The organism is Pseudoxanthomonas sp. UTMC 1351, assembly GCF_040948865.1.
Lineage (GTDB): Bacteria > Pseudomonadota > Gammaproteobacteria > Xanthomonadales > Xanthomonadaceae > Pseudoxanthomonas_A.
In genome coordinates, this window is sequence record NZ_JAVGJT010000034.1 from 1 (window position 1) to 20,883 (window position 20,883).

The window sequence follows — 20,883 nt, forward strand, 5'->3', positions numbered from 1 at the left end:
ACCTGGTCTGGGCATGGATGACACTCCTGATAGTTAGATCAGGGTGTCCACTAAACCGTAGGAGCTACCGGTTCGGCTTGAATGAATTGTTAGGCGCCACCCGATGTGTCGCCCTGACCTTCGATGTCCTGACTCACTCTAAAGACGTGACCATCGGGGTGACGAACGTGCATCTCTCGGACATTCCAGGGCATGTCGGTTGGTGGCCATGTAACCTCAATCCCTTGCTCAAGACAACGTTGATGAAGCACGTCAACGTCGTCCACCCAGAGTGACATCCATACTCCTTTCTCTGCAGCCTCGTTAGAGGATGGGCCGAATGTCGCCGGATAGTCGCTGAGCCCACGGCCGCCTTGTCCGTTTTGGCAAAGGAAGATTTCGCAGTGCCCCGAGCAGACCCCGCCAAAAGTAGGCGGTGTGCCCCAATCCCATCCCTTCTTCCAACCGAGTTTCTCAAACCACAAGAAGGACTGTTGGATGTTGGATACATTCAAGATCGGGGTTAGATGTTTGACGATCATGGTGGCCTTGTGTGGCGCCTAACGCCTGAAATAAGCCGACTTGCGAAGCAAGTTCGGCTTGATTGAATTGTTAGGCCGCAGCCGGATCACTGGCGGCCCCGCATGTTACTGACGCTGATGAGCTGCGTAACGGTAAGGACGTGCTTGCACACTCCCAGATTGCCATAACTCCCCTCTGGCCCAAGAGTGCCGCGAACCACAATACGGGAAGTGCCCCAGCGCTCAGGCAACTCCGCGCCAGACATGTCGCCCTTGATGCACCAGCGAACATTCTGTCCGTCGGGGGTGAGATACGCGAACTCGAAGTTGTAGAAGTACTCGCCACTGAAAGTTGGATCTGTGGGCGGAACTGAGGTGCATCCGACACACAGAAGCAGGACCAGGGCTTTCAGCGGGTGAGAAATTCTCATGCGGCCTAACTACTATTCGACCCCAAAGTGGGGCAATGCACGCAGTCTGTTGTGGGGTGAGTGGGGCTGTCAACAGGAATTTTCTTACAAGTATCAGCGGGTTGGACTGATACACGGACGCTTTGCCTGGCGCTAGATTTTGGCATTAGAGGGCAAGGAGACCCCGCTATGGAATATCGCGGCAACGGCACCCCGATAAATAGATCGGGTGAGATGGTTCGACCTCCGCGCTTGATGGATGAAGTTCGTGGTCGTTTGCGGTTGAAGCACTACAGTTTGCGGACGGAAAAAGCGTATCTCTACTGGATTCGCCGGTACATTCATGCGAATGGGAAGACACACCCGCGTTTGCTTGGCGGGGTGCATGTGGAAAGATTCCTCACTCGGTTGGCGGTGCAGGAGCGGGTAGCCGCCAGCACTCAGAATCAGGCGCTTGCCGCGCTTCTGTTTCTATATCGGGAGGTGTTGGGGATAGATCTCCCGTGGATGGAGAATGTCGTCCGCGCCAAGCAGCCTCGGCGTCTGCCGGTGGTGTTAAACAAGGCGGAAGTGGTGGCGTTGCTTCGCGGAATGACCGGCCGGGAGTGGCTGATGGCCAGTCTTCTCTACGGTAGCGGTCTTCGGTTGATGGAGTGCGTGCGGCTGCGGATCAAGGACATCGATCTGGCGCGCGGCGAACTGACCGTGCGGAACGGCAAAGGGGGCAAAGACCGCAAGACGGTATTGCCGGCCACTCTGCGGGAACACGTCGCGCGTCATATCGCGGACGCCAAGGCGTCGCATCAACGCGATCTGGAGGCGGGTTTCGGTAAAGTGGCGCTTCCCCATGCACTTGCTCGCAAGTATCCGAATGCGGCGCAGGAGCTGGGTTGGCAGTATGTGTTTTTCGCCACGCGCCGTAGCATCGATCCCTTGGATGGAGGCGAGAAACGGCACCACATCGACGAGAAGGTGCTGCAACGTGCGGTCAGGGCGGCTGCACTACACATCGGCTTGACCAAGCCAGTCAGTCCGCACACGCTCCGGCATTGCTTTGCGACGCATTTGCTGGAAGCCGGCTACGACATACGCACCGTGCAGGAACTGCTGGGCCATAAGGACGTGACGACCACGCAGATATATACCCATGTGCTGAATCGCGGGGCGGGCGGTGTGTTGAGTCCGCTCGACCGCTGATATGACGATCCAGCGGAACGAAGCGCCTCCTGGATTCGGGCTTGCCGCCGCGGCCCTGATGCTGCTGGGTGCGATGGGATGCTTGCTGCTTCCGCAGTTGTTGCCCTGGCCAATGACTGCGTTGTGCTTGTTGCTGGGCATCGGATTGTGGTGGAAGGGGCTCCGCCTACGGCTGGCGGGCCCTTTAATGGTTGGGTTTGGTTGGGCGAGTTTGCATGCGGCATTCGTGCTTTCGGCACAGCTGCCGCATGAGTGGGAGAAGCAGGATCTCAAGGTCGAGGGCCAAGTGATCGATCTACCCCAATCCCAAGCGCGTCGTACGCGCTTCCTTTTTCTGGTCGACGACAATCCAGCGCAGCCGGCACCGCTGAGGGGGCAGCGAGTGCAGTTGTCCTGGTACGACGATTACGGCGCTACTGAGATCGGTCCGCGCAAACAACTTCGCGCGGGCGCGCGCTGGCGGCTGACTGTGCAGGTACGTGCGCCACGCGGCCTTAGTAATCCCGGCGGATTCGATAGCGAACGCCACGCATTGGGGCAACGCATCAGTGCAACAGGTTACGTGCGTGATCCGCATTTTGCCGAAGCAATCGACAGGCCCCGTGGCATAGATGCTTGGCGCGAGGGTATGTCAGTGCGCATCCAGGCGAGTGTCCCGTCCGAATCTGCCCGCTATGTCCGCGCGCTCGCGTTGGGGGATACCACTGCGCTGCAAAATGAGGATTGGGAAATCCTGCGCGCTGTTGGCCTGACGCATCTGATCGCTATCTCGGGCTTCCATGTTGGTCTGGTGGCCGGCTTCTTCGCCTTGTGTGCCTCGGGTATCTGGCGATGTTTTCCAACATGGGCTCGCCGGATCCCACGACCGCAGGCAGCGGGTGTGGCGGCCATGGTCGGAGCCATGGGTTACGCAGTGGTGGCGGGTTTCGCGCTGCCGACGGTGCGCACGGCACTCATGATCGCAGTCGTGGTGCTGGCGAGGTTATCGCGTCGGCCGGTACGGGTTGCCGATTCGCTGGCGCTGGCGGCGCTGGCCGTGCTCGCATTCGACCCGTTATCGATTTTGGCGGCCGGCTTCTGGCTTAGTTTTGCAGGTGTCGCCTGGCTGGCCTGGTGCCTGCCGCAATCGCAGCACTGGGCGAAGGGTTTCCTCTCCGCGCAGGGTGTGGCCACATTGGGATTGCTGCCGCTGACGGTAGCGCTGTTCGGGCAGGCTTCGCTGGTGGGGCCGCTCGCCAATCTGGTTGCCATCCCGTGGTGGAGCTTGGTGGTGGTGCCGATGTCGTTGATCGGCACCGCACTGGACACGCTACATACTGGTTGGGGCGGTTGGATGTGGCGGCTGGCTGCCGCATGTTTCGATCTGACGTGGCCCGGATTCGTGCGGCTGGCGCAAAGCCGGTTTGCGCTTTGGTGGCTACCGGAACCGCATGCCGCTGCATTGCCGTTGGCCTTGCTCGGCGCTTTTTGGCTGTTGTTGCCGCGCGGCGTACCTGGCAAGTCGCTGGCGCTGCTGTTATGGCTACCCATGCTTTGGCCGGATCGTGAACTGCCGGCACGAGGTGAAGCAGAACTGGTGGTTATCGATGTGGGGCAGGGTTTGTCGGTACTGGTCAGGACCCGGCATCACGCGCTGCTCTACGACGCCGGGCCGGCGGTGGAGGACGGGTTTGACGCCGGCGAACGGGCGGTGGTGCCGGCGCTTCGGGCGCTGGGCGTGGCGCGCTTGGACCGGGTGATCATCAGTCATCACGATAACGATCATGCCGGTGGGGTGGAGGCCGTTCGGCGTGCCGTGCCAGTAGAGCAATCGCTGGCACCGGAAGGTGCACCGGTCGATATGGACGGCCCGTGCCGCAGCGGTCAGTCCTGGGAGTGGGATGGTGTGCGGTTTCGTTTCCTTCATCCCACGCCGCATTTCCCCTACTTGGGCAATGAAGCCAGCTGCGTGCTTCGGGTCGAGACTGTGCACGGCGCAGCATTGCTGACTGGGGACATTGGCGAAGTCATCGAGCGGGAGCTGGTACGGCGCGATCCGGCGTCCGTCCGAGCGGATGTCGTGCTCGCCCCGCATCACGGCAGCGCAGGCTCTTCCGACCCAGCGTTTGTCGCCGCCACCGGAGCCCGGCTGGTATTGGTAGCCAACGGCTACCGCAATCGCTTCGGGCATCCCAAGCCTCAGATTGTTGCCCGGTGGCAACGGGCAGGCGCGGAAGTCCTGAGTACCGAGACCGGCGGCGCACTGCGGGTCTGGCTGGAAGAGGAAGGCCCGGTGGTCCGTGAACGACGCCACTCCCGGGCGCGTTTATGGGACCCGGTGCGGCGCTCGCAGGCAGCTGGGCTATCCTATCGGCCTTCGAACGAGCGGCCCGATGTGCCGGAGGACTGAACGTGCTGGAATTGGTCAAGGCCGGTGGTTGGCCGATGATTCCGCTGCTGCTGCTGGCGGTGCTGGCCCTGGCCATCGTGGTGGAGCGGTTCTGGACGCTGCGCCGCAAGGAAGTGCTGCCGCCCGGTCTGGGGAAGGAAGTCCGCACCTGGGCCGTACGCGGCCAATTGGAACAGGCCCACATTGAGTCGCTGCGGCGCACTTCACCACTAGGCGAATTGCTGGCCGCCGCGCTGGACGTGCGTCATCGCCCGCGCGAACAGATTCGCGAACGCATCGAAGACACCGGTCGGCATATCGTCCACCGGATGGAAAAGTTCCTTAACAGCCTGGGCAGCATCGCCTCCGCGGGGCCGCTGCTGGGCTTGCTGGGCACCGTGGTGGGCATGATCCAGATGTTCCTGGGCATCCTGGACAGCGGTGTGGGCGATGTGAACCAGTTGGCTGGCGGCATTGGCAAGGCATTGGTCTGCGCGGCCACCGGCATGATCGTGGCGATCCCGGCGCTGATGTTCCATCGCTATTTCCGTGGCCGCGTAGCGGCCTACGTGATCGAGATGGAAAAGGAAGCCACCGCACTGCTGGACGCGCTGGAAGCGCGGCATCCGCGCCCGGCAGTGCGTCCCAACGCCGCTGTATCTCCCGCCACGGCTGGCGCCTGAGTTCCGGCGATGCGGATACGCGACGACCGTGCCCAAGACGAACCGGAAATCAATCTGGTTCCGCTGATCGATGTCATCCTGGTGCTGATCATCTTTTTCGTGATCACCACGACGTTCGACTCCCGCTCGATGCTGCAATTGCAGTTGCCTAGTGCCACCGGTGAGCCGGTAGCCGCGCAGACCAAGGCGCTGAGCGTGCTGGTCAACGCCGACGGGCACTACTTTGTGGACGAACACGAAGTGCTGCGCACCGACATCGATGCGCTCAAGCAAACGCTGACTCAAGTGGCGGGCGACGACCGCCAGCGCACTGTGTTGCTACGCGCTGATGCGCGTACGCCGCACCAAGCGGTGGTGACCGCATTGGACGCCTTGGGCCAACTCGGTTTCCGCAAGATCTCCATCGCCACGGCGCCGGAGAGCAAGAAGTGACCGAAGCGGTAAGCGAACCCGTGGGCGCGAACCTCTCGCCCTGGCAAACCTATCGGCGCCTGATCGGCTTGGCCAGTCCCTACAGCGGTCTGCTCTGGCTGGCTGGGCTTGGCATGGTGATCGAAGCGGTGGCGGGTGCCGGTTTCACCTGGCTCATGGGCCCCATCGTCAACGAAACCTTCATCACCAAGAACACCGGCGTCAGCCTGTTGCTGCCATTGGCCATCGTAGGCTTGTTCCTGGCGCGTGGCTTTGCCGGTTACCTGACCGACTACAGCATGGCCAAATCCGGGCGCGGCATCGCGCGCGATCTGCGCGTCACCGTATTGGGAAAGTACCTGCGTCTGCCGGGGCTGCGGTTCGATGTGGAGCCGGTACCTTCCATGCTGATGCGGCTGGGCTCGGACAGCGATCAGGTCGCCCAGGCCGCCATTGACGCCATGAAGGTCATGGTCCAGCAATCGCTGCAGGTCATCGCCATGTTGGGGGTGATGCTGTGGACCAGTTGGCAGGTAACCATCGCAATTCTCGTGCTGGCGCCGCCGCTGGCATGGGTGATGGACAAAGTGGGGCGGCGTTACCGGCGCATCAGCCACCGTATCCAGGAAAGCGGCGGCAGTCTGATGCAGTCCGCGGACCAGGCGCTATCCAATCACAATGAAGTCAAGATCTATGGCGCGCAGCAGGCCGAGCTGGAGCGCTACACCACGCTGGCCAACACGCATCTGAAGTTGAGCCTGAAGGTGGAATCCACCCGCGGCATTTCTTCCGCGCTGGTGCAGCTGATGGGCGCCATCGGGCTGGCGGTGCTGCTGTTCCTGGCGGGACGAGAAGCGGTTGCCGGCCGTTTGAATGCTGGCGGTTTCGTGGTGCTGATGACGTCGATGATCGCCATCATTCCCGCACTGAAGCAACTGACGAACGTGCAAGGCATGCTGCAGCGTGGCGTGGCCTCGGCCGAACGCCTGTTTTCGGTGCTCGATGCACCCGATGAAGCTGACACCGGCACGCTTCCGTTGGAGCGCACGCAAGGGTTGCTGGAATTCCGCAATATCTCGGCTCGTTATCCCGGCCAGCCGCGGCCGGCGCTGGAAGACATCAGCTTCACCGCGCGTCCGGGGACGGTGACGGCCATCGTGGGCCGTTCCGGTAGCGGCAAATCCACGTTGATCAAACTGATTCCGCGATTCTACGAACCCGAAGCCGGCATCATTCTGTTGGATGGGCATCCGCTGCAGGACTACCGTTTGGCGGATCTGCGTCGGCAGATCGCGCTGGTGGGGCAGCAGGTGATGCTGTTCGACGGTACCGTCGCAGCCAATGTCGCCTATGGCGAGTTGCAGCAGGCGCCGCCGGAAGCGCTGGAACACGCGGTGCAGGGCGCCAATGCGATGGAGTTCGTGGAAGAGCTTCCGGCGGGGCTGGACGAACCCATCGGAACCAAGGGTGGCCGGCTGTCCGGCGGCCAGCGCCAGCGTCTGGCGATCGCCCGCGCCATGTTGAAGGATGCGCCGCTGCTGATCCTGGACGAAGCGACCGCCGCACTGGACAACGAATCGGAACGGCTGGTGCAGAACGCATTGCAGAAGCTGATGCCGGACCGCACCACGCTGGTCATCGCGCATCGCCTGTCGACCATCGAACATGCCGATCAGGTGTTGGTGCTGGACCAGGGCCGGCTGGTGGAGCAGGGCACCCATTCCGAATTGCTGGCGCGCGGCGGCCTGTATGCGCACCTGCATCAGATGCAGTTCCGCGAAGGCGAGAACGGGTGAGCAAACCGCAAACCAAGACTCCCGCTTATTGGTTCAACGACGCGCCGCCGCCGCTGGCTGCGCGCGCGCTTTCGTCGGTCTATCGGGGGTTGGTGGCGCTACGTGGACGGCTGTTCAATGCCGGCGTGCTGCGCCGCCAGCGCGTCGACGTGCCGGTGATCGTGGTTGGCAACATCACTGTGGGTGGTACCGGCAAGACGCCGTTGACCATCGCCTTGGTGGAGCGCCTGCGCGCTGATGGTTACAAGCCGGGCGTCGCTAGCCGCGGCTATGGGCGGCGTGGCGAAGACAAACCGCGGTGGGTGGATGCCGCGACTTCGCCCGAGGACGGCGGCGACGAACCGGTGCTGATCGCCCGCCAGACCGGCATCCGGGTGCGGGTGGACCGTGATCGCGTCGCCGCCACGCGCGCGCTGGTCGCGACCGGCTGCGATGTGGTGATCTGCGACGATGGTCTGCAGCATTACCAGCTGCACCGCGATATAGAGATAGAAGTCATCGACGCCCAGCGCCGATACGGAAACGGCCGTTTGTTGCCGGCCGGTCCGCTCCGTGAGCCTGTCGAACGCGCGGCGGGGTGTGACTTCCGGGTGCTGAACATCGCCCACGCCGACATTGAAGCCGGTTTCGGTGAGTGGCCCATGCGTCTTGCCGCCGATTGCGCATTGCCGCTGCGAGGCGGCCGTCCACGCGCTCTGACATCATTCGCCGGCCAGCGCGTGCACGCCGTGGCGGGAATCGGCAATCCTCAGCGCTTCTTCGACATGTTGCGCGGGCTGGGATTGGGTGTCGTGCCGCATGCCTTCGAGGATCATCATCGCTATACCGAGGACGACTTCGCCTTCGGCAGCGAGTTGCCGATACTGATGACGGAAAAGGATGCCGTGAAGTGCATGGAACTTGCCGATGATTGGTTTTTCAGCGTGCCCGTGGCCGCGCAACTACCCGAGGCATTCTGGGTGGCCTTGCTGGATCGGCTGAAAACACTGAAGGTTGCGGTGAACGGTGAACGGTGAACGGGAAGAGCATAGGGTGGGCCCCGGCCCACCAACGCCATGCTTGAATTCACGACAGCATTTGGGGGAGGTGGGTTGAAACGTTCGCGATATGGATTTCGATAGTTGTTTGCGCAAGCGTTTCGATAGCAATGGTGGGCCAGGGCCCACCCTATGGTGCTGGTAGGGAAAAATCACTCACTTGAAACCGAGATCGCGCACACTCCATGTCGCCTAACCCAACCGCTTTTACTGTCGCCATTCCCGCCCGCTATGCGGCCTCCCGCCTGCCGGGAAAACCCTTGCGGCTGCTGGGCGGAGAACCGCTGGTCGTGCATGTGGCGCGCCGTGCTCTGGCGGCGGGGGCGGGCGAGGTCTGGGTTGCCACTGACGATGAGCGCATTCGCGAGGCGCTCGAATCCACCCAAGTGCGTGTCGCCATGACCTCGCCTGCGCATGCATCGGGAAGCGACCGACTGGCCGAATGCGCGGATATCGCGGGCTGGTCCGACGACACGTTGGTGGTGAATCTCCAGGGCGACGAACCCTTCGCGCCGCCGGCAGGCATTCGTGCGGTCGCCGAGGCATTAGCCAGCACGGGTGCGGACATGGCCACCTTGGCGGTGCCGATCACCGACGCCGAAACCCTGTTCGACCCGAATGCGGTGAAGCTGGTGCGTGCCGCCAATGGCGATGCGCTGTACTTCAGCCGTGCACCCATTCCCTGGCATCGGGACGCGTTCGCCCAGAGCCGCGATGTGATGCCGCCGGGCGAATGGCTGCGGCATATCGGCATCTATGCGTACCACGCAGGTTTCCTGCGGCGGTTTTCGGCCATGCCGCCCGGCCGGCTTGAGCAAGTGGAGTCGCTGGAACAATTGCGTGTTCTTGAGGCCGGGTTTCGGATCACCGTGGCACTGACGCCGGAACCGTTCCCGCCGGGCGTGGACACTCCGGAAGATCTGGTGCGCGCCGAAGCCACGTTGGCGGGTGGCCTTTGAAGCTGCTGGTGGTGTGCCTGGGCAATATCTGCCGCTCGCCGTTGGCGGAGGGCGCGCTGCGCGCGCATATCGAGGATTCCCCTTTTGCGGGCAGGGTGGAGGTGGATTCCGCCGGCACCGGCCACTGGCACCAGGGCGAGCCGCCGGACCGGCGCGCCATTGCCTGCGCTCGTTCGCACGGCATGGATATCTCGGGCCAGCGGGCACGGCAATTGAAACCCGAAGACTTCGACCACTTCGACTGGTTGCTGTGTGCCGACGCCAGCGTGGTGCGCGATGTGCTGCGGATCGCGCCACAGGGCAGCGAAGGCAAGGTGGCGCTGCTGCTCGAATGGGCGGGGTTGCAGGAAGGCGGCGAAATCCCGGATCCCTACACCGGCGGCTCAGCGGATTTCGAGCGGGTCTGGCGACTGGTCGATTCAGCCGGATCAGCGGTTGTGCACCGGCTGTCGCAAATGTGACACTTCGGCATAATCAAGGAAGACGATGAACGCCGCTCTCGCACCCGAATTTCCCCGTGGCCTGCAATGGCTGAATGCACCCGCCACCTCGCTGCACGACCAGCGGGGCCGGATCGTCGCGCTGGCGTTCGTCAACGCCGCTTCGGCGTGGTGCGGACAGCGCTTGAGCGAACTGACCTCTCTGCAGTCCCGCTACCCGGGCCGGCTACAGGCATTGATCGTCAACGTGCCCCGTTTCGATAGCGAACGCGACCCGCAGAGCGCGTTGAAGCGCCTGCGCCGGCACGGCGTGGGCCTGCCCATCGCGCAGGACGCTGATTGGGCCGCCTGGCAGCGATTCGGCATCGATTCCTGGCCCACTGTGCTGCTGATTGATGGTGAAGGACACATCCGTCATCGCATGGTCGGCGTGGATGCCTCGTCAGAGCTGGAGCGCTCGGTCGCCAACTTGTGCGAAACCCTGCATTCACCCACCGATGACGACTTGCGCGACGCGGCCGAAAGCAGTCCTGAGCCGCGCCTGCCGTTGCGTTTCCCCACCGGTTTGATCGCCACCCCGGAACGCCTGTTCATTGCCGACACCGGCCACCATCGCGTGCTGGAGTGCACCCATCAGGGCCGCGTCGTCCGGCAGTTCGGTATGGGAACGCCGGATTTCGTCGATGGCGATTCCAGCCACGCCGCGTTCCGCCATCCGCAGGGCTTGGCGCTGCTGCGCGAATCGTTGTATGTGGCCGATAGCGGTAATCACGCGCTGCGCTGCATCACCCTGTCCAGCGGCATCGTGGCCACGTTATGCGGCAACGGCCGTCCGGGGGAAACAGTCGAAGGCTTGGCTTCGGTGCCGCGCGACGTGTTCTTGAACCAGCCGCAAGCGTTGGCCGTGGTCAACAATCAGGTGTATCTGGCGACCGCCGGCGACAATCGCATCTGGAGCTACGACCTGGGCACCCGCGAATTGCGCCAGCGCGCCGGATCCGGTCAGTTGGACATCCGCGACGGCAGTGGGCCGATGGCTGCCTTCGCTCAGCCGACTTCGCTGGCGGCAGTGCATCAGGTCGTCTACGTTTGCGACACCTTAGGTTCCGCGATCCGCTCGCTGCAGTTGCGCGGCGATATCGTGCAGACGCTGGTAGGGCAGGGGCTTTGGGATTTCGGGGCAGAAGATGGCCCGCGCGAATCGGCGCGTTTGCAGCATCCGCAGGCCATTGCGCTCAGCCCCGACGCGCCGCTGCTATGGATCGCCGATACCGGCAATGGCAGCTTGCGTAGCTTGCGGCTGGGTGGTGGAGAACTCACCACCGTTCCCTTGCCGCGCCCCCTGCGGGGACCCGCGGGGCTGTCGGTCGCCGCAGGTGCGGTGTGGATCGCGGAAACCGATGCACATGCGGTGCTGCGTTACGATATCGCCACCGGCGAACTGAGCCACGTCCCGATCGACGAATGAGCGGTACCAACAAGGTGGATTTCGATGGCAAGGCCTTCGCGGCCGGCCTGAGTACGGCTCCAGGGGTGTACCGCATGTACGCCGCCGACGACAGCCTGCTGTACGTCGGCAAGGCGGGCGCGCTGCGCAAGCGCGTCTCCAGCTACTTCAGCAACACGCCCAAGACGCCGCGTACATTGGCCATGCTGGCGCAGGTGGCACGGATGGACGTGACCGTCACCCGCACCGAAGGCGAAGCGCTGCTGCTGGAAAACCAGCTGATCAAGTCGCTGCTGCCGCGCTACAACGTGCTGCTGCGCGATGACAAGAGCTACCCCTACGTGCTGCTGACCCAGGAAACCTGGCCGCGAATCGCGCTTCACCGTGGGCCGCGGGCGGTGCCTGGGCGCTATTTCGGCCCTTATCCCAGCGTTACCGCCGTGCGCGATACGCTCAATCTGATGCAGAAGCTGTTCAAGATCCGCAACTGCGAAGACAGCGTATTCCGCAACCGGACCCGGCCGTGCCTGCAATATCAGATCGGCCGCTGCAGCGCGCCTTGCGTGGACCTGGTGGCGCAAGCCGAATACGCCGAGTCCGTGCGCCGCGCCAGCTTGTTCCTGGACGGTCGCAGCGATGAACTGACGGGGGAACTGAACGGCGCCATGGAGGCTGCCAGCGCGCGCTTGGATTTCGAACAGGCCGCGCGTTTGCGCGATCTGGTCGGCTCGATCCGCAGCTTGCAGGCACGCCAATACGTGGACGGCCACGCGGCCGATCTCGACGTACTGGCGTGCGCCATGCAGGGCAGCACTGCGTGTGTGCTGCTGTTGGCCTTCCGCGATGGCCGCAATCTGGGCACGCGCACTTTTTTCCCGAAAACCAACGGCGAAGACAGCGCGGAAGAGGTGCTGGGCGCGTTTGTGTCGCAGTACTACGCGGAGCAGTTGCCGCCGAGAGAAATCCTGCTGGACCGCGAAATCCCGGAATCCGCCCTGATCGAATCGGCGCTGACAGCCGCCGCCGGTCGCAAGGTCCAGCTGAAATGGAATGTCCGCAGCGAACGCGCAGGTTATCTGGATTTGGCCAAGCGCAATGCCGAAATTGCGCTGGTCACCGAAGTGTCCAGTCGCAACGCGCAAACCGCACGCAGCGAAGCGCTGCGCGAAATGCTGGGCTTGAGTGAACCCGCGCGGCGGATCGAATGCTTCGATATCAGTCATACGATGGGCGAAGCGACGGTCGCGTCGTGCGTGGTGTTCGACGCCAACGGCCCGGTGCGCGGGCAATACCGGCGCTACAACATCACCGGCATCGAGCCGGGCGACGACTACGCCGCCATGCGCCAAGCCATCGAACGGCGCTTTCGCCGCGCGGTAGAAGAGGGCGGTGTGCTTCCCGACGTGCTGCTGATCGATGGTGGCGCCGGGCAGTTGGCGCAGGCGAAAAGCGCTTTGGCCGATCTGGGTGTGGATGGTGGCGTAGTGCTGGTGGGCGTGGCCAAGGGCGAAGAGCGCAGGGCCGGTCACGAAACTCTCATCTTGGAGAACGGCCGCGAAATCCGGCCCGGTGCCGCGTCGCCTGCGTTGCAATTGATTCAGCAAGTACGCGACGAAGCTCACCGTTTTGCCATCACCGGCCACCGCGGCAAGCGGCAAAAAGCACGCATGACGAGTAAGCTGGAGGACATCGCCGGCATCGGCCCACGCCGGCGCGCCAGTTTGCTCAAGCATTTTGGTGGATTGGCCGGATTGAAAGCCGCCGGCGCCGACGAAATCGCGCGCGTGGACGGGATTAATGCCGCGCTGGCCGAGCGTATCTACGCTAACCTGCACGGGTTGCCGACGCCGAACGCAGGAAACGAGTAATCGCGTAATGAAGTTGACTGTCCCCACCTGGCTTACCCTGCTGCGAATCGTATTGATTCCGGTGCTGGTGCTGGTGTTCTACCTGCCTTTCAAATGGACCAACTTCGCCGCGGCTTTCGTCTTCATCCTGGCGGCCGTTACCGATTGGCTGGACGGTTGGATAGCGCGCCGCTATCACTTGTATTCGGCCTTCGGGGCGTTCCTGGACCCGGTGGCGGACAAGCTGATGGTGGCGGTAGCGCTGTTCCTCATCGTGCAGGACAACCCCACCATGTGGATGGCGATATGGGCTGCCGTTATCGTGGGCCGCGAGATCGCGGTTTCCGCCTTGCGTGAATGGATGGCCGAACTCGGTCAGCGCGCCACCGTCAAAGTGGCGTCTCTGGGCAAGATCAAAACCATCGTGCAAATGGTCGCCCTGGGCTGCCTGCTGTATGCGTCCACGCCAGGCAAGCTGGATCGCTCGGATATCTGGCTGGGCGAGTGGGTTTTCCACCTCGGCGACTGGCTGCTGGCGCTGGCGGCCATTCTCACCTTATGGTCCGGAGGCCAGTATTTGCGGGCTGCGTGGCCGATTTTGCGTGCCGATGAAAAAAAGGCTGTTGACAGCCCGAAACAAGACGCTACAATTTCGCCTCTCTCGACGCGGGAATAGCTCAGTTGGTAGAGCGCAACCTTGCCAAGGTTGAGGTCGCGAGTTCGAGTCTCGTTTCCCGCTCCAGATAGAGACCCACGAATCCCACTGAAACTTGTGGGTCGTTGAAAACAAGGGACTTCGGTCCCTTTTTTCATGCCTGTGGATTTTTGCCGGAATCCAAGCAAGCCCAGTGCTTCAGCATCTTCGGTTCCTTGTAGGGGCGCCGTCCCGGCGCGAGCTTTGCTCTGGGTGAAGCGATGAAGGAAGGGCTCGCGCTCCTACACAAAAACAGGAACCGCAGGATGGGTCGAGCGTAGCGACACCCATCGCTCGGATACCTAACAAAAGCGATGGGTGTCGCTACGCTCAACCCATCCTGCTTTCGCTCGATTCGCGCCTTGTTTACGTCACGACCCATAGCATCGCGGCAACGCTCAACCGTGGGAGCCAACATGCGGCTCAAGGACAAAGTAGTGCTGGTTACCGGCGCCGGTCAGGGTATTGGCCGCGGAATAGCGCTGCGAAGCGCACAAGAAGGCGCTCGGGTGATCATCGCCGATCTGCTCGATGACGCGGATTCGCGCCACACATTGGCAATGGTGGAGGAAGCGGGCGGGGAGGGCTGCGTGTTGGCGGCGGATGTCGCCAGCGTCGATGCGGTACGCAGGCTGGTTGCCGAAGGGGCAAGCCGGATGGGGCATATCGATGTCCTGGTCAACAACGCCGGCATCGAACTTTGCGCGCCGTTTGCGGACGTGGCCGAGGCGGACTACGACCGCGTATTGGACGTCAACCTCAAGGGCGCTTTCTTCACGGCGCAGGCGTTCGTCCGTCATCGGCGCGAAGCGGGTCCAGGCGGCCGCATCATCAACATCAGTTCGGTGCATGAGCAGCTGCCGTTCCCGAATTTCACCAGCTACAGCGCCAGCAAGGGCGGCATGATGATGCTGATGCGCAATCTCGCGGTGGAGTTGGCGCCGATGGGCATCACGGTGAACAACGTCGCTCCCGGTGCGATCCGCACGCCGATCAACGCGCCCATACTCGATGATCCGGCGTTGTTGGAGCCGCTGCTGGCGAATATCCCGCTCAAGCGCCTGGGAACTCCGCGCGATGTTGCCGGCGCGGTCGTTTTCCTGGCTTCTTCCGACGCCGACTACATCACGGGCAGCACCGTATATGTCGATGGCGGATTGTTGTGGGACTACACCGAAAAGCGCGTCCGGACCGATGAGCAGCAAACGGGTTGACCGCGAAGACGCTGAGCTCAACGCCGCGAAGGTAGCTGAGGTAGCGCAGGCGGACACGCTGACGCCCGCCGACCGATATCAGGAATTATTTGTGGCCGTGCAGGCCGGCCGGATATTTGCCGACAGCAAGATCTTCGTGGACTGCGCGCCGTTGGGAGACCCGGAAGACATCCTGGAAACCTATCGCGCGCAAAAAGCCGCGCCGGATTTCAATCTCGCGGAATTCGTGCATGCGCATTTCCGGCCCGAACAACCGCCCAAGAGCCGCTACGTGTCCGATCCGGACCGTACCCTGGCCGAGCACATCGATTATCTATGGGGCGTGCTGACCCGCCAGCCACGCGAACATCCCGTGCGTTCCTCGCTGCTGCCGCTCCCCAATCCCTACGTGGTGCCGGGTGGCCGCTTCGGCGAGATGTACTACTGGGATTCGTACTTCACCATGCTCGGCCTGGCCGACAGCCGTCGCCTGGACCTCATGCGTTCGATGGCCGACAACTTTGCTTACCTGATCGACACCTACGGCCATGTTCCCAATGGCAATCGAAGTTATTACCTCAGCCGGTCGCAACCGCCGGTGTTCGCTTTGATGACGGAGCTGTTCGAAACACATGGCATCTGCCAGGCCGTGCGATACCTGCCCAGGCTGCGCAAGGAATATGCGTACTGGATGGAGGGCGCCGACGAGCTAAGACCCAACGAAGCGCACCGCCACTGCGTACGCATGGAAGACGGCGCGTTGCTCAACCGATACTGGGATGACCGCGACACACCTCGCGAGGAGTCGTACATCGAGGACGTCAGCACTGCGGTCAAAGGTTCCCGGCCCGTGCACGGGGTCTATCGGGAGCTACGTGCCGGCGCAGCTTCCGGCTGGGATTTCAGTTCCCGTTGGTGCGATGACGGTGCGGGGCTGGAAACGATCCGGACTACGGCGATTCTGCCGGTGGACCTCAATAGCTTTCTGCACAAATTGGAAGCGCAGATCGCGCAACTTGCGGCGGCTTGCGGCGACGAAGTATCGGCGGACGAGTTCGATCGACGCGCCGCGGCCAGGCGGCAGGCGATCGATCGCTGGCTGTGGAGCGAAACCGCTGGCGCCTATTTCGACTACGACTGCCAGCACGGCCGTCCGCGCAAACGCTTGTACGCCGCTACTCTCACGCCGCTGTTCGTCGGGTTGGCGGGCCAATCACAAGCCCGGCGGGTGGCCGAGATAGCGCGCGCGCGGTTGCTGGAAGATGGCGGCATTGGCACCAGCGAACGCTTCAGTGGAGAACAGTGGGACCAGCCCAATGGCTGGGCGCCGTTGCAGTGGATGGCGGTCAAGGGACTGGCCGACTACGGGGAGACCGAGATATCGCGCGAGATTGGCCGCCGCTGGCTGACCACCGTCCGCAGCCTTTACCAACGCGAGCACAAGCTGGTGGAGAAATATGTGCTGCAACTGGCGCCGGAAGGTGCGCACGGTGGCGGTGGCGGCGAGTATCCCTTGCAGGACGGGTTTGGATGGACCAATGGGGTGACGTGCCGCCTGCTGCACGACGATGCCTTCACCTGAGTGCGCCCTGGCGGATGGGGCCTTCCTCCATTGACGGTTTCGCGAACTTTCGGCGAAAACTTGCCGCCCCCAACCTTGCTCGCTGAGCCGTGCGCCAATGTGTTGGCAGGTTTCGGCGCCACATAGCTATAGTGTGACTTTGAAAAACGCCAGCGCTGACCAGCTCGCTATCAAGGGAAACAATGATCGAACGTCCTTCCGCTTTTCGCCTCTCAGCGCCATCAGGCTGGCGCGGCATCAGGGGGTGGTTGTCGCGCGTGCCTGTCAAGGATCCGGTCGACAGGCGCAACGCGCCGATGTTGCAACTGGTGCTCCTGATGCTCGGCTCACTGCCACCACTGGCATGGGCCTATCGGATCTTCGTGGCTCCGGCGCCTTGGCGCCCCGGCGAGACGTTCAGCCTGATGCTGAGCTTGCTGTTGAGCGCCCTGGCTATTTTCAGCGTCGTCCTGATCCGGCGTGGCCGATTCCAGTGGGCGGTCCGCCAATTCATGGCGCTCGTGGCCTTAGTCATGATGCTCTCGTATGTCGGCAACGGCTTCGATGCGAACCGTTTCGAGCAGCCCATCCAGATGATCTGGCTGGTTATCTCCGGGCTGATGATCGGTCGGCGCGCGCTGTGGCTGATGTACGGGTGGACGGTACTGACCTTCGCCGTCGGCGCTTGGCGGGATGTCGAGGCGAAGATCGCGGCAGCCACTTCTACCGCCAACATCACTGGCGATGTGGCGATCAGCGCGATCATTTTCCTGTTCATTGCGGTGGTGGTGGATCGCAGTGCGGCGGCACTACGCGAAAGCCTGAGTGAAGCGACCAAACGCGGCGATCAGTTGGCGCGTGCCAACCAACGATTGCAGGCCGAGATCGCCGAACGCGAACGCGTGCAGCATCAGTTGATCCACTCGCAGAAGGTCGAGGCGGTAGGGCGCCTGGCGGGTGGCGTGGCGCATGACTTCAATCACCTGCTGGGCCTGGTTCTAGGCTATGCCCAACGTGGTCAACGCGCACCTGACGAAGAAGAAAAGCAGAAGGCGTTGATCGGTGTGGAATCCGCAGCGCGCCGAGCGACGGCGGTCAGCCAGAAGCTGCTCAGCTTCAGTCGTCGCGACGTGGCGCAGCCTGAGGTTTTCGACGTCAGTGCGGCGCTGCGCGAGATGCAAGGACCACTGCGTCAGCTGTTCGATCCGTCTGTGGAGATCGTCTTCGATCTGCCAGAGCAATCCGCGCTTATCCATTTCGATCGGGCGCAGTTCGAACTGATGATCCTCAATATCGCGGCCAATGCTAACTACGCGATGCCTGACGGCGGAAGTTTCCATGTGGCCGTACGAGCATTGAGCCAACCGGCCCGCGTGGCTATCGAACTTCGTGATACCGGCTGTGGGATGGATGCTGAGACGCGTGCACACATTTTCGAGCCGTTCTTCACTACCAAGCCGCGCGGGCAGGGCACCGGGCTTGGTTTGGCGGTGATTCACGACTTGATCCTCAATTCGGAGGGCAGCATTGAGGTGGAGAGTTCGCCTGGCAACGGCGCTGAATTTTTCATTCATCTGCCGTCTGTCGCGGATATTCACGGATAGTCGTGCCGACCAAGCTGGATAGGGCCATCCGTTTGAGCAGGTGTTGCCAGGCGCTGCCCGCTTAGTTCATAATCCAACGTCTTGATCGCAAGGGAAATTTGGCGATCAAGAGATAACGGAGCCGGAGGTCCTTCCAGCCGGTATCCGCCCAAAGATGAAGTCCGCACATCCGGTGCAGGCGATTCGAAGGGAGAGCAAACCAGGCCCCGCACGCGGGGTTTTGTTTTGCAGGGCGCTTGAAATAGCGCCTTGATTGCGCCAGTCTGGCGCACGTCACCGGCCTGGTGGCAGAGTGGTCATGCAGCGGACTGCAAATCCGCGTACGCCGGTTCAATTCCGACCCAGGCCTCCAGATTTTTCGCCGGAATTTCGGCACCAAGCCGGCCATTTATGGCCGGTTTTTTGTTTATTGTCCCGTCCTGCCGGACGGCAAGAACCTGTTCCCGATCCGTCGCGAGCGAAGGCAGGCGGCTCGTGGTGGAGCGGAGCAAGCGCAGCGTATTGGGATACGTGAGCATTGCGAGCACCGCACGCGGGCCGCATGCCAAGCGCAGCAGGATCGTGAACAGGTTCTACGCCTCGGCTTTCCATTCTGGCGTCGCTGAGGCAGGCTATCCCCATGCCCGGATGGCGAAATTGGTAGACGCATCGGACTTAAAATCCGCCGGCCGCGAGGCCATGCCGGTTCGATTCCGGCTCCGGGCACCAGCTTCTATTTGCGAATCCGCGCCACTGTGGGAGCGACGTGAGTCGCGACTGGAAACATCAACGTCGCGACTCACGTCGCTCCCACAATGATCGATCCAACTCTCCACCAATCCACTCGACCAGCCTGGCCCGGCGCCGCCACTCCGGCGGCTGTCACGTAGAATCGCCCAAATTGCCGGTATTTCGAACGCGTAAACGTTTGGGAATGCCTCGTGGGTCAGCCCTCCTTTGGCTACGGATTTCCGATGGGACGCTATCTTCCTTACGCATTGAGCATCGTGTTGACCCTGCTTTCGCTGGCGTTGTCGGTTCGCTGGTCGCTTTGGGGTTGGGCGGCGGCGGTGTTCGGGTTGCTGGCGCTGCTGGGCACCTGGGATCTGTTGCAAAGGCGCAGTACGTTGCGGCGCAATTATCCGATGCTGGCGCATTTCCGCTACGGCCTGGAGTCGGTGGGGCCGGAGATACGCCAGTACTTCATAGAGGGCGATACGGCCGAGGTGCCATTTTCTCGCCAGCAACGTTCACTGGTTTATCAGCGCGCCAAGGGTGTGATGGATGTGGTGCCGTTCGGCAGCCAGCAGGACGTCTATGGCGTGGACTACGAGTGGATCAACCATTCGATGGCGCCGGCGTCGATCGATTCGCACGATTTCCGCATCGTGATTGGCGCGGGCAGTGCGCAGCCGTATTCGGCGAGCGTGTTCAATATTTCGGCGATGAGTTTTGGTTCGTTATCGGCCAATGCGATTCGCGCGTTGAATGGCGGCGCGCAACGAGGCGGCTTTTATCACGACACTGGCGAGGGTTCGATCTCCGCATATCACCGTGAAAAAGGCGGCGATCTGGTCTGGGAGATCGGATCGGGTTATTTCGGATGCCGCGACGAACAAGGCCACTTCAGCGAAGAGCGCTTCGCCGAAAATGCGCGCTCGCCGCAGGTGAAGATGATCGAGCTGAAGCTGTCGCAAGGCGCCAAGCCCGGCCACGGCGGCGTACTGCCGGCGGCCAAAGTCAGTCCCGAGATCGCGGCGACCCGCGGTGTGCCGATGGGGCACGACTGCGTGTCGCCGGCCCAGCATGCGGAGTTTTCCACGCCCGTCGGGCTGCTGCAGTTCGTCGCGCGTTTGCGTGAGTTGTCCGGCGGTAAACCGACCGGTTTCAAGCTGGCGATCGGGCACCCGTGGGAATGGTTCGGTATCGCCAAGGCGATGCGGGAAACCGGACTGCTGCCGGATTTCATCGTGGTTGATGGAGCCGAAGGCGGCACCGGCGCGGCGCCGGCGGAGTTTATCGATCACATCGGGGTGCCGATGCATGAAGCCTTGTTGCTGGTCCACAACACGCTGGTGGGTCTGAACTTGCGTGACCGCATCCGCATTGGCGCGGCGGGCAAGATCACCAGCGCGTTCGACATTGCTAGGACCATGGCGATGGGGGCGGACTGGTGCAATGCGGCGCGCGGTTTCATGTTCGCACTGGGTTGCATTCAGGCGCAGAGCTGCCACAACGACCGCTGTCCCACCGGTGTGGCCACGCAAAATCCACAGCGCTGGAAGCATCTGGATGTCGGGGACAAGGAGGTCCGTGTACAGCAGTTCCATGCCAACACATTGAAGGCGTTGCGTGACATGTTATGTGCCGCGGGGCTGAGCCATCCGCAGCAACTGGGGCCGGAGCACATCCTGCGCCGGGTCTCGCCTATCGAAGTGCGGTCGCTGGCGGCGCTGTACCGTTTCCTGGAACCCGGCGAGCTGATCGATGGGGTGCCGGAACATGCGGTATTCCGCGATTTCTGGGCCGACGCCCGCAGCGATGCGTTCGCCGCGCCGGCCAAGGTCAGCGCGCTGTGCGGTTCCAAGGATCGGTAGGCGAGGCGGCGCTTGGATTGATTCTCGGACGGACGTAGAGCGGAGCTGCGCCCCGCGGTCTTGCCGTACCGATCGCTAATGACGCCGGCGCAACGGCACGTGATGGCGAATGGCCTTAAACCCGCTTCTTAGGGAAATTCCTTGGGCGGCACACATTGAC

Annotated in this window: 16 protein-coding genes and 3 tRNA genes; 18 read left to right on the forward strand and 1 reads right to left on the reverse strand. The window is 62.5% G+C overall.

The window, feature by feature from the left end:
• Positions 1 to 89: 89 nt before the first annotated feature.
• The gene (locus tag AB6O04_RS18580) at positions 90 to 521 is read right to left on the reverse strand and encodes a bleomycin resistance family protein (protein WP_368565812.1); all 432 of its coding nucleotides are present in this window, start codon (positions 519 to 521) and stop codon (positions 90 to 92) included.
• Between the two features lie 623 nt (positions 522 to 1,144).
• Here AB6O04_RS18580 and AB6O04_RS18585 point away from each other — a divergent pair.
• The 18 genes from AB6O04_RS18585 (at position 1,145) to AB6O04_RS18670 (ending at position 20,723) form a co-directional block, all read left to right on the forward strand.
• Positions 1,145 to 2,107, forward strand: coding sequence for an integron integrase (locus AB6O04_RS18585; protein WP_368565813.1), 963 nt, complete (start codon positions 1,145 to 1,147; stop codon positions 2,105 to 2,107).
• A 1-nt stretch (position 2,108) separates the two neighbouring features.
• Entirely contained in the window at positions 2,109 to 4,496 is a 2,388-nt protein-coding gene (locus AB6O04_RS18590; RefSeq protein ID WP_368565815.1) for a DNA internalization-related competence protein ComEC/Rec2, read from the forward strand.
• Positions 4,497 to 4,498: 2 nt separating this feature from the next.
• Positions 4,499 to 5,158 (forward strand): MotA/TolQ/ExbB proton channel family protein, encoded by a 660-nt coding sequence (locus AB6O04_RS18595; protein WP_368565816.1) that lies wholly within the window; start codon positions 4,499 to 4,501, stop codon positions 5,156 to 5,158.
• Between the two features lie 9 nt (positions 5,159 to 5,167).
• Positions 5,168 to 5,590, forward strand: a complete 423-nt coding sequence (locus AB6O04_RS18600; protein ID WP_368565817.1) for an ExbD/TolR family protein — start codon at positions 5,168 to 5,170, stop codon at positions 5,588 to 5,590.
• The gene (gene msbA / locus AB6O04_RS18605; protein WP_368565818.1) at positions 5,587 to 7,365 is read left to right on the forward strand and encodes a lipid A export permease/ATP-binding protein MsbA; all 1,779 of its coding nucleotides are present in this window, start codon (positions 5,587 to 5,589) and stop codon (positions 7,363 to 7,365) included. Before AB6O04_RS18600 ends, msbA begins: the two co-directional genes overlap by 4 nt.
• A complete protein-coding gene (lpxK, locus tag AB6O04_RS18610; RefSeq protein ID WP_368565819.1) occupies positions 7,362 to 8,381 on the forward strand; it encodes a tetraacyldisaccharide 4'-kinase in 1,020 nt (339 codons plus the stop codon). The genes msbA and lpxK overlap by 4 nt, the downstream gene beginning before the upstream one ends.
• A gap of 206 nt (positions 8,382 to 8,587) precedes the next feature.
• Positions 8,588 to 9,361 (forward strand): 3-deoxy-manno-octulosonate cytidylyltransferase, encoded by a 774-nt coding sequence (gene kdsB / locus AB6O04_RS18615; protein WP_368565820.1) that lies wholly within the window; start codon positions 8,588 to 8,590, stop codon positions 9,359 to 9,361.
• Positions 9,358 to 9,822 carry a low molecular weight protein-tyrosine-phosphatase gene (locus AB6O04_RS18620; RefSeq protein ID WP_368565821.1) on the forward strand — a complete coding sequence of 155 codons (465 nt, stop codon included), beginning with the start codon at positions 9,358 to 9,360 and terminating at the stop codon, positions 9,820 to 9,822. The genes kdsB and AB6O04_RS18620 overlap by 4 nt, the downstream gene beginning before the upstream one ends.
• Positions 9,823 to 9,847: 25 nt before the next feature.
• A complete protein-coding gene (locus tag AB6O04_RS18625) occupies positions 9,848 to 11,269 on the forward strand; it encodes a hypothetical protein (protein ID WP_368565823.1) in 1,422 nt (473 codons plus the stop codon).
• The gene (gene uvrC / locus AB6O04_RS18630; protein WP_368565824.1) at positions 11,266 to 13,116 is read left to right on the forward strand and encodes an excinuclease ABC subunit UvrC; all 1,851 of its coding nucleotides are present in this window, start codon (positions 11,266 to 11,268) and stop codon (positions 13,114 to 13,116) included. The genes AB6O04_RS18625 and uvrC overlap by 4 nt, the downstream gene beginning before the upstream one ends.
• Before the next feature lie 7 nt (positions 13,117 to 13,123).
• Positions 13,124 to 13,771 (forward strand): CDP-diacylglycerol--glycerol-3-phosphate 3-phosphatidyltransferase, encoded by a 648-nt coding sequence (gene pgsA, locus AB6O04_RS18635; protein WP_368565826.1) that lies wholly within the window; start codon positions 13,124 to 13,126, stop codon positions 13,769 to 13,771.
• A tRNA-Gly gene (locus tag AB6O04_RS18640) sits at positions 13,762 to 13,837 on the forward strand. The genes pgsA and AB6O04_RS18640 overlap by 10 nt, the downstream gene beginning before the upstream one ends.
• Positions 13,838 to 14,205: 368 nt before the next feature.
• Positions 14,206 to 15,003, forward strand: a complete 798-nt coding sequence (locus tag AB6O04_RS18645) for an SDR family NAD(P)-dependent oxidoreductase (protein WP_368565828.1) — start codon at positions 14,206 to 14,208, stop codon at positions 15,001 to 15,003.
• Positions 14,984 to 16,564, forward strand: a complete 1,581-nt coding sequence (gene treF / locus AB6O04_RS18650; protein WP_368565830.1) for an alpha,alpha-trehalase TreF — start codon at positions 14,984 to 14,986, stop codon at positions 16,562 to 16,564. Before AB6O04_RS18645 ends, treF begins: the two co-directional genes overlap by 20 nt.
• A 182-nt stretch (positions 16,565 to 16,746) precedes the next feature.
• Complete coding sequence (locus AB6O04_RS18655) at positions 16,747 to 18,147, forward strand: sensor histidine kinase (RefSeq protein ID WP_368565831.1); 1,401 nt, start codon at positions 16,747 to 16,749, stop codon at positions 18,145 to 18,147.
• Positions 18,148 to 18,425: 278 nt separating this feature from the next.
• Positions 18,426 to 18,499: transfer RNA gene (locus AB6O04_RS18660), tRNA-Cys, on the forward strand.
• A gap of 269 nt (positions 18,500 to 18,768) precedes the next feature.
• A tRNA-Leu gene (locus AB6O04_RS18665) sits at positions 18,769 to 18,855 on the forward strand.
• A 245-nt stretch (positions 18,856 to 19,100) separates the two neighbouring features.
• Positions 19,101 to 20,723, forward strand: a complete 1,623-nt coding sequence (locus tag AB6O04_RS18670) for an FMN-binding glutamate synthase family protein (RefSeq protein WP_368565832.1) — start codon at positions 19,101 to 19,103, stop codon at positions 20,721 to 20,723.
• The last annotated feature ends 160 nt before the right edge of the window (positions 20,724 to 20,883 follow it).

What these genes read in the sequence shown, in the direction of transcription:
- AB6O04_RS18670 (WP_368565832.1), top strand. Translation starts at nt 19,101, where the DNA reads ATGGGACGCTATCTTCCTTACGCATTGAGCATCGTGTTGACCCTGCTT.
- pgsA (WP_368565826.1), top strand. Translation starts at nt 13,124, where the DNA reads ATGAAGTTGACTGTCCCCACCTGGCTTACCCTGCTGCGAATCGTATTG.
- AB6O04_RS18655 (WP_368565831.1), top strand. Translation starts at nt 16,747, where the DNA reads ATGATCGAACGTCCTTCCGCTTTTCGCCTCTCAGCGCCATCAGGCTGG.
- AB6O04_RS18585 (WP_368565813.1), top strand. Translation starts at nt 1,145, where the DNA reads ATGGTTCGACCTCCGCGCTTGATGGATGAAGTTCGTGGTCGTTTGCGG.
- AB6O04_RS18600 (WP_368565817.1), top strand. Translation starts at nt 5,168, where the DNA reads ATGCGGATACGCGACGACCGTGCCCAAGACGAACCGGAAATCAATCTG.
- AB6O04_RS18590 (WP_368565815.1), top strand. Translation starts at nt 2,109, where the DNA reads ATGACGATCCAGCGGAACGAAGCGCCTCCTGGATTCGGGCTTGCCGCC.
- treF (WP_368565830.1), top strand. Translation starts at nt 14,984, where the DNA reads ATGAGCAGCAAACGGGTTGACCGCGAAGACGCTGAGCTCAACGCCGCG.
- AB6O04_RS18625 (WP_368565823.1), top strand. Translation starts at nt 9,848, where the DNA reads ATGAACGCCGCTCTCGCACCCGAATTTCCCCGTGGCCTGCAATGGCTG.
- uvrC (WP_368565824.1), top strand. Translation starts at nt 11,266, where the DNA reads ATGAGCGGTACCAACAAGGTGGATTTCGATGGCAAGGCCTTCGCGGCC.
- AB6O04_RS18645 (WP_368565828.1), top strand. Translation starts at nt 14,206, where the DNA reads ATGCGGCTCAAGGACAAAGTAGTGCTGGTTACCGGCGCCGGTCAGGGT.
- kdsB (WP_368565820.1), top strand. Translation starts at nt 8,588, where the DNA reads ATGTCGCCTAACCCAACCGCTTTTACTGTCGCCATTCCCGCCCGCTAT.
- AB6O04_RS18580 (WP_368565812.1), bottom strand. Translation starts at nt 521, where the DNA reads ATGATCGTCAAACATCTAACCCCGATCTTGAATGTATCCAACATCCAA.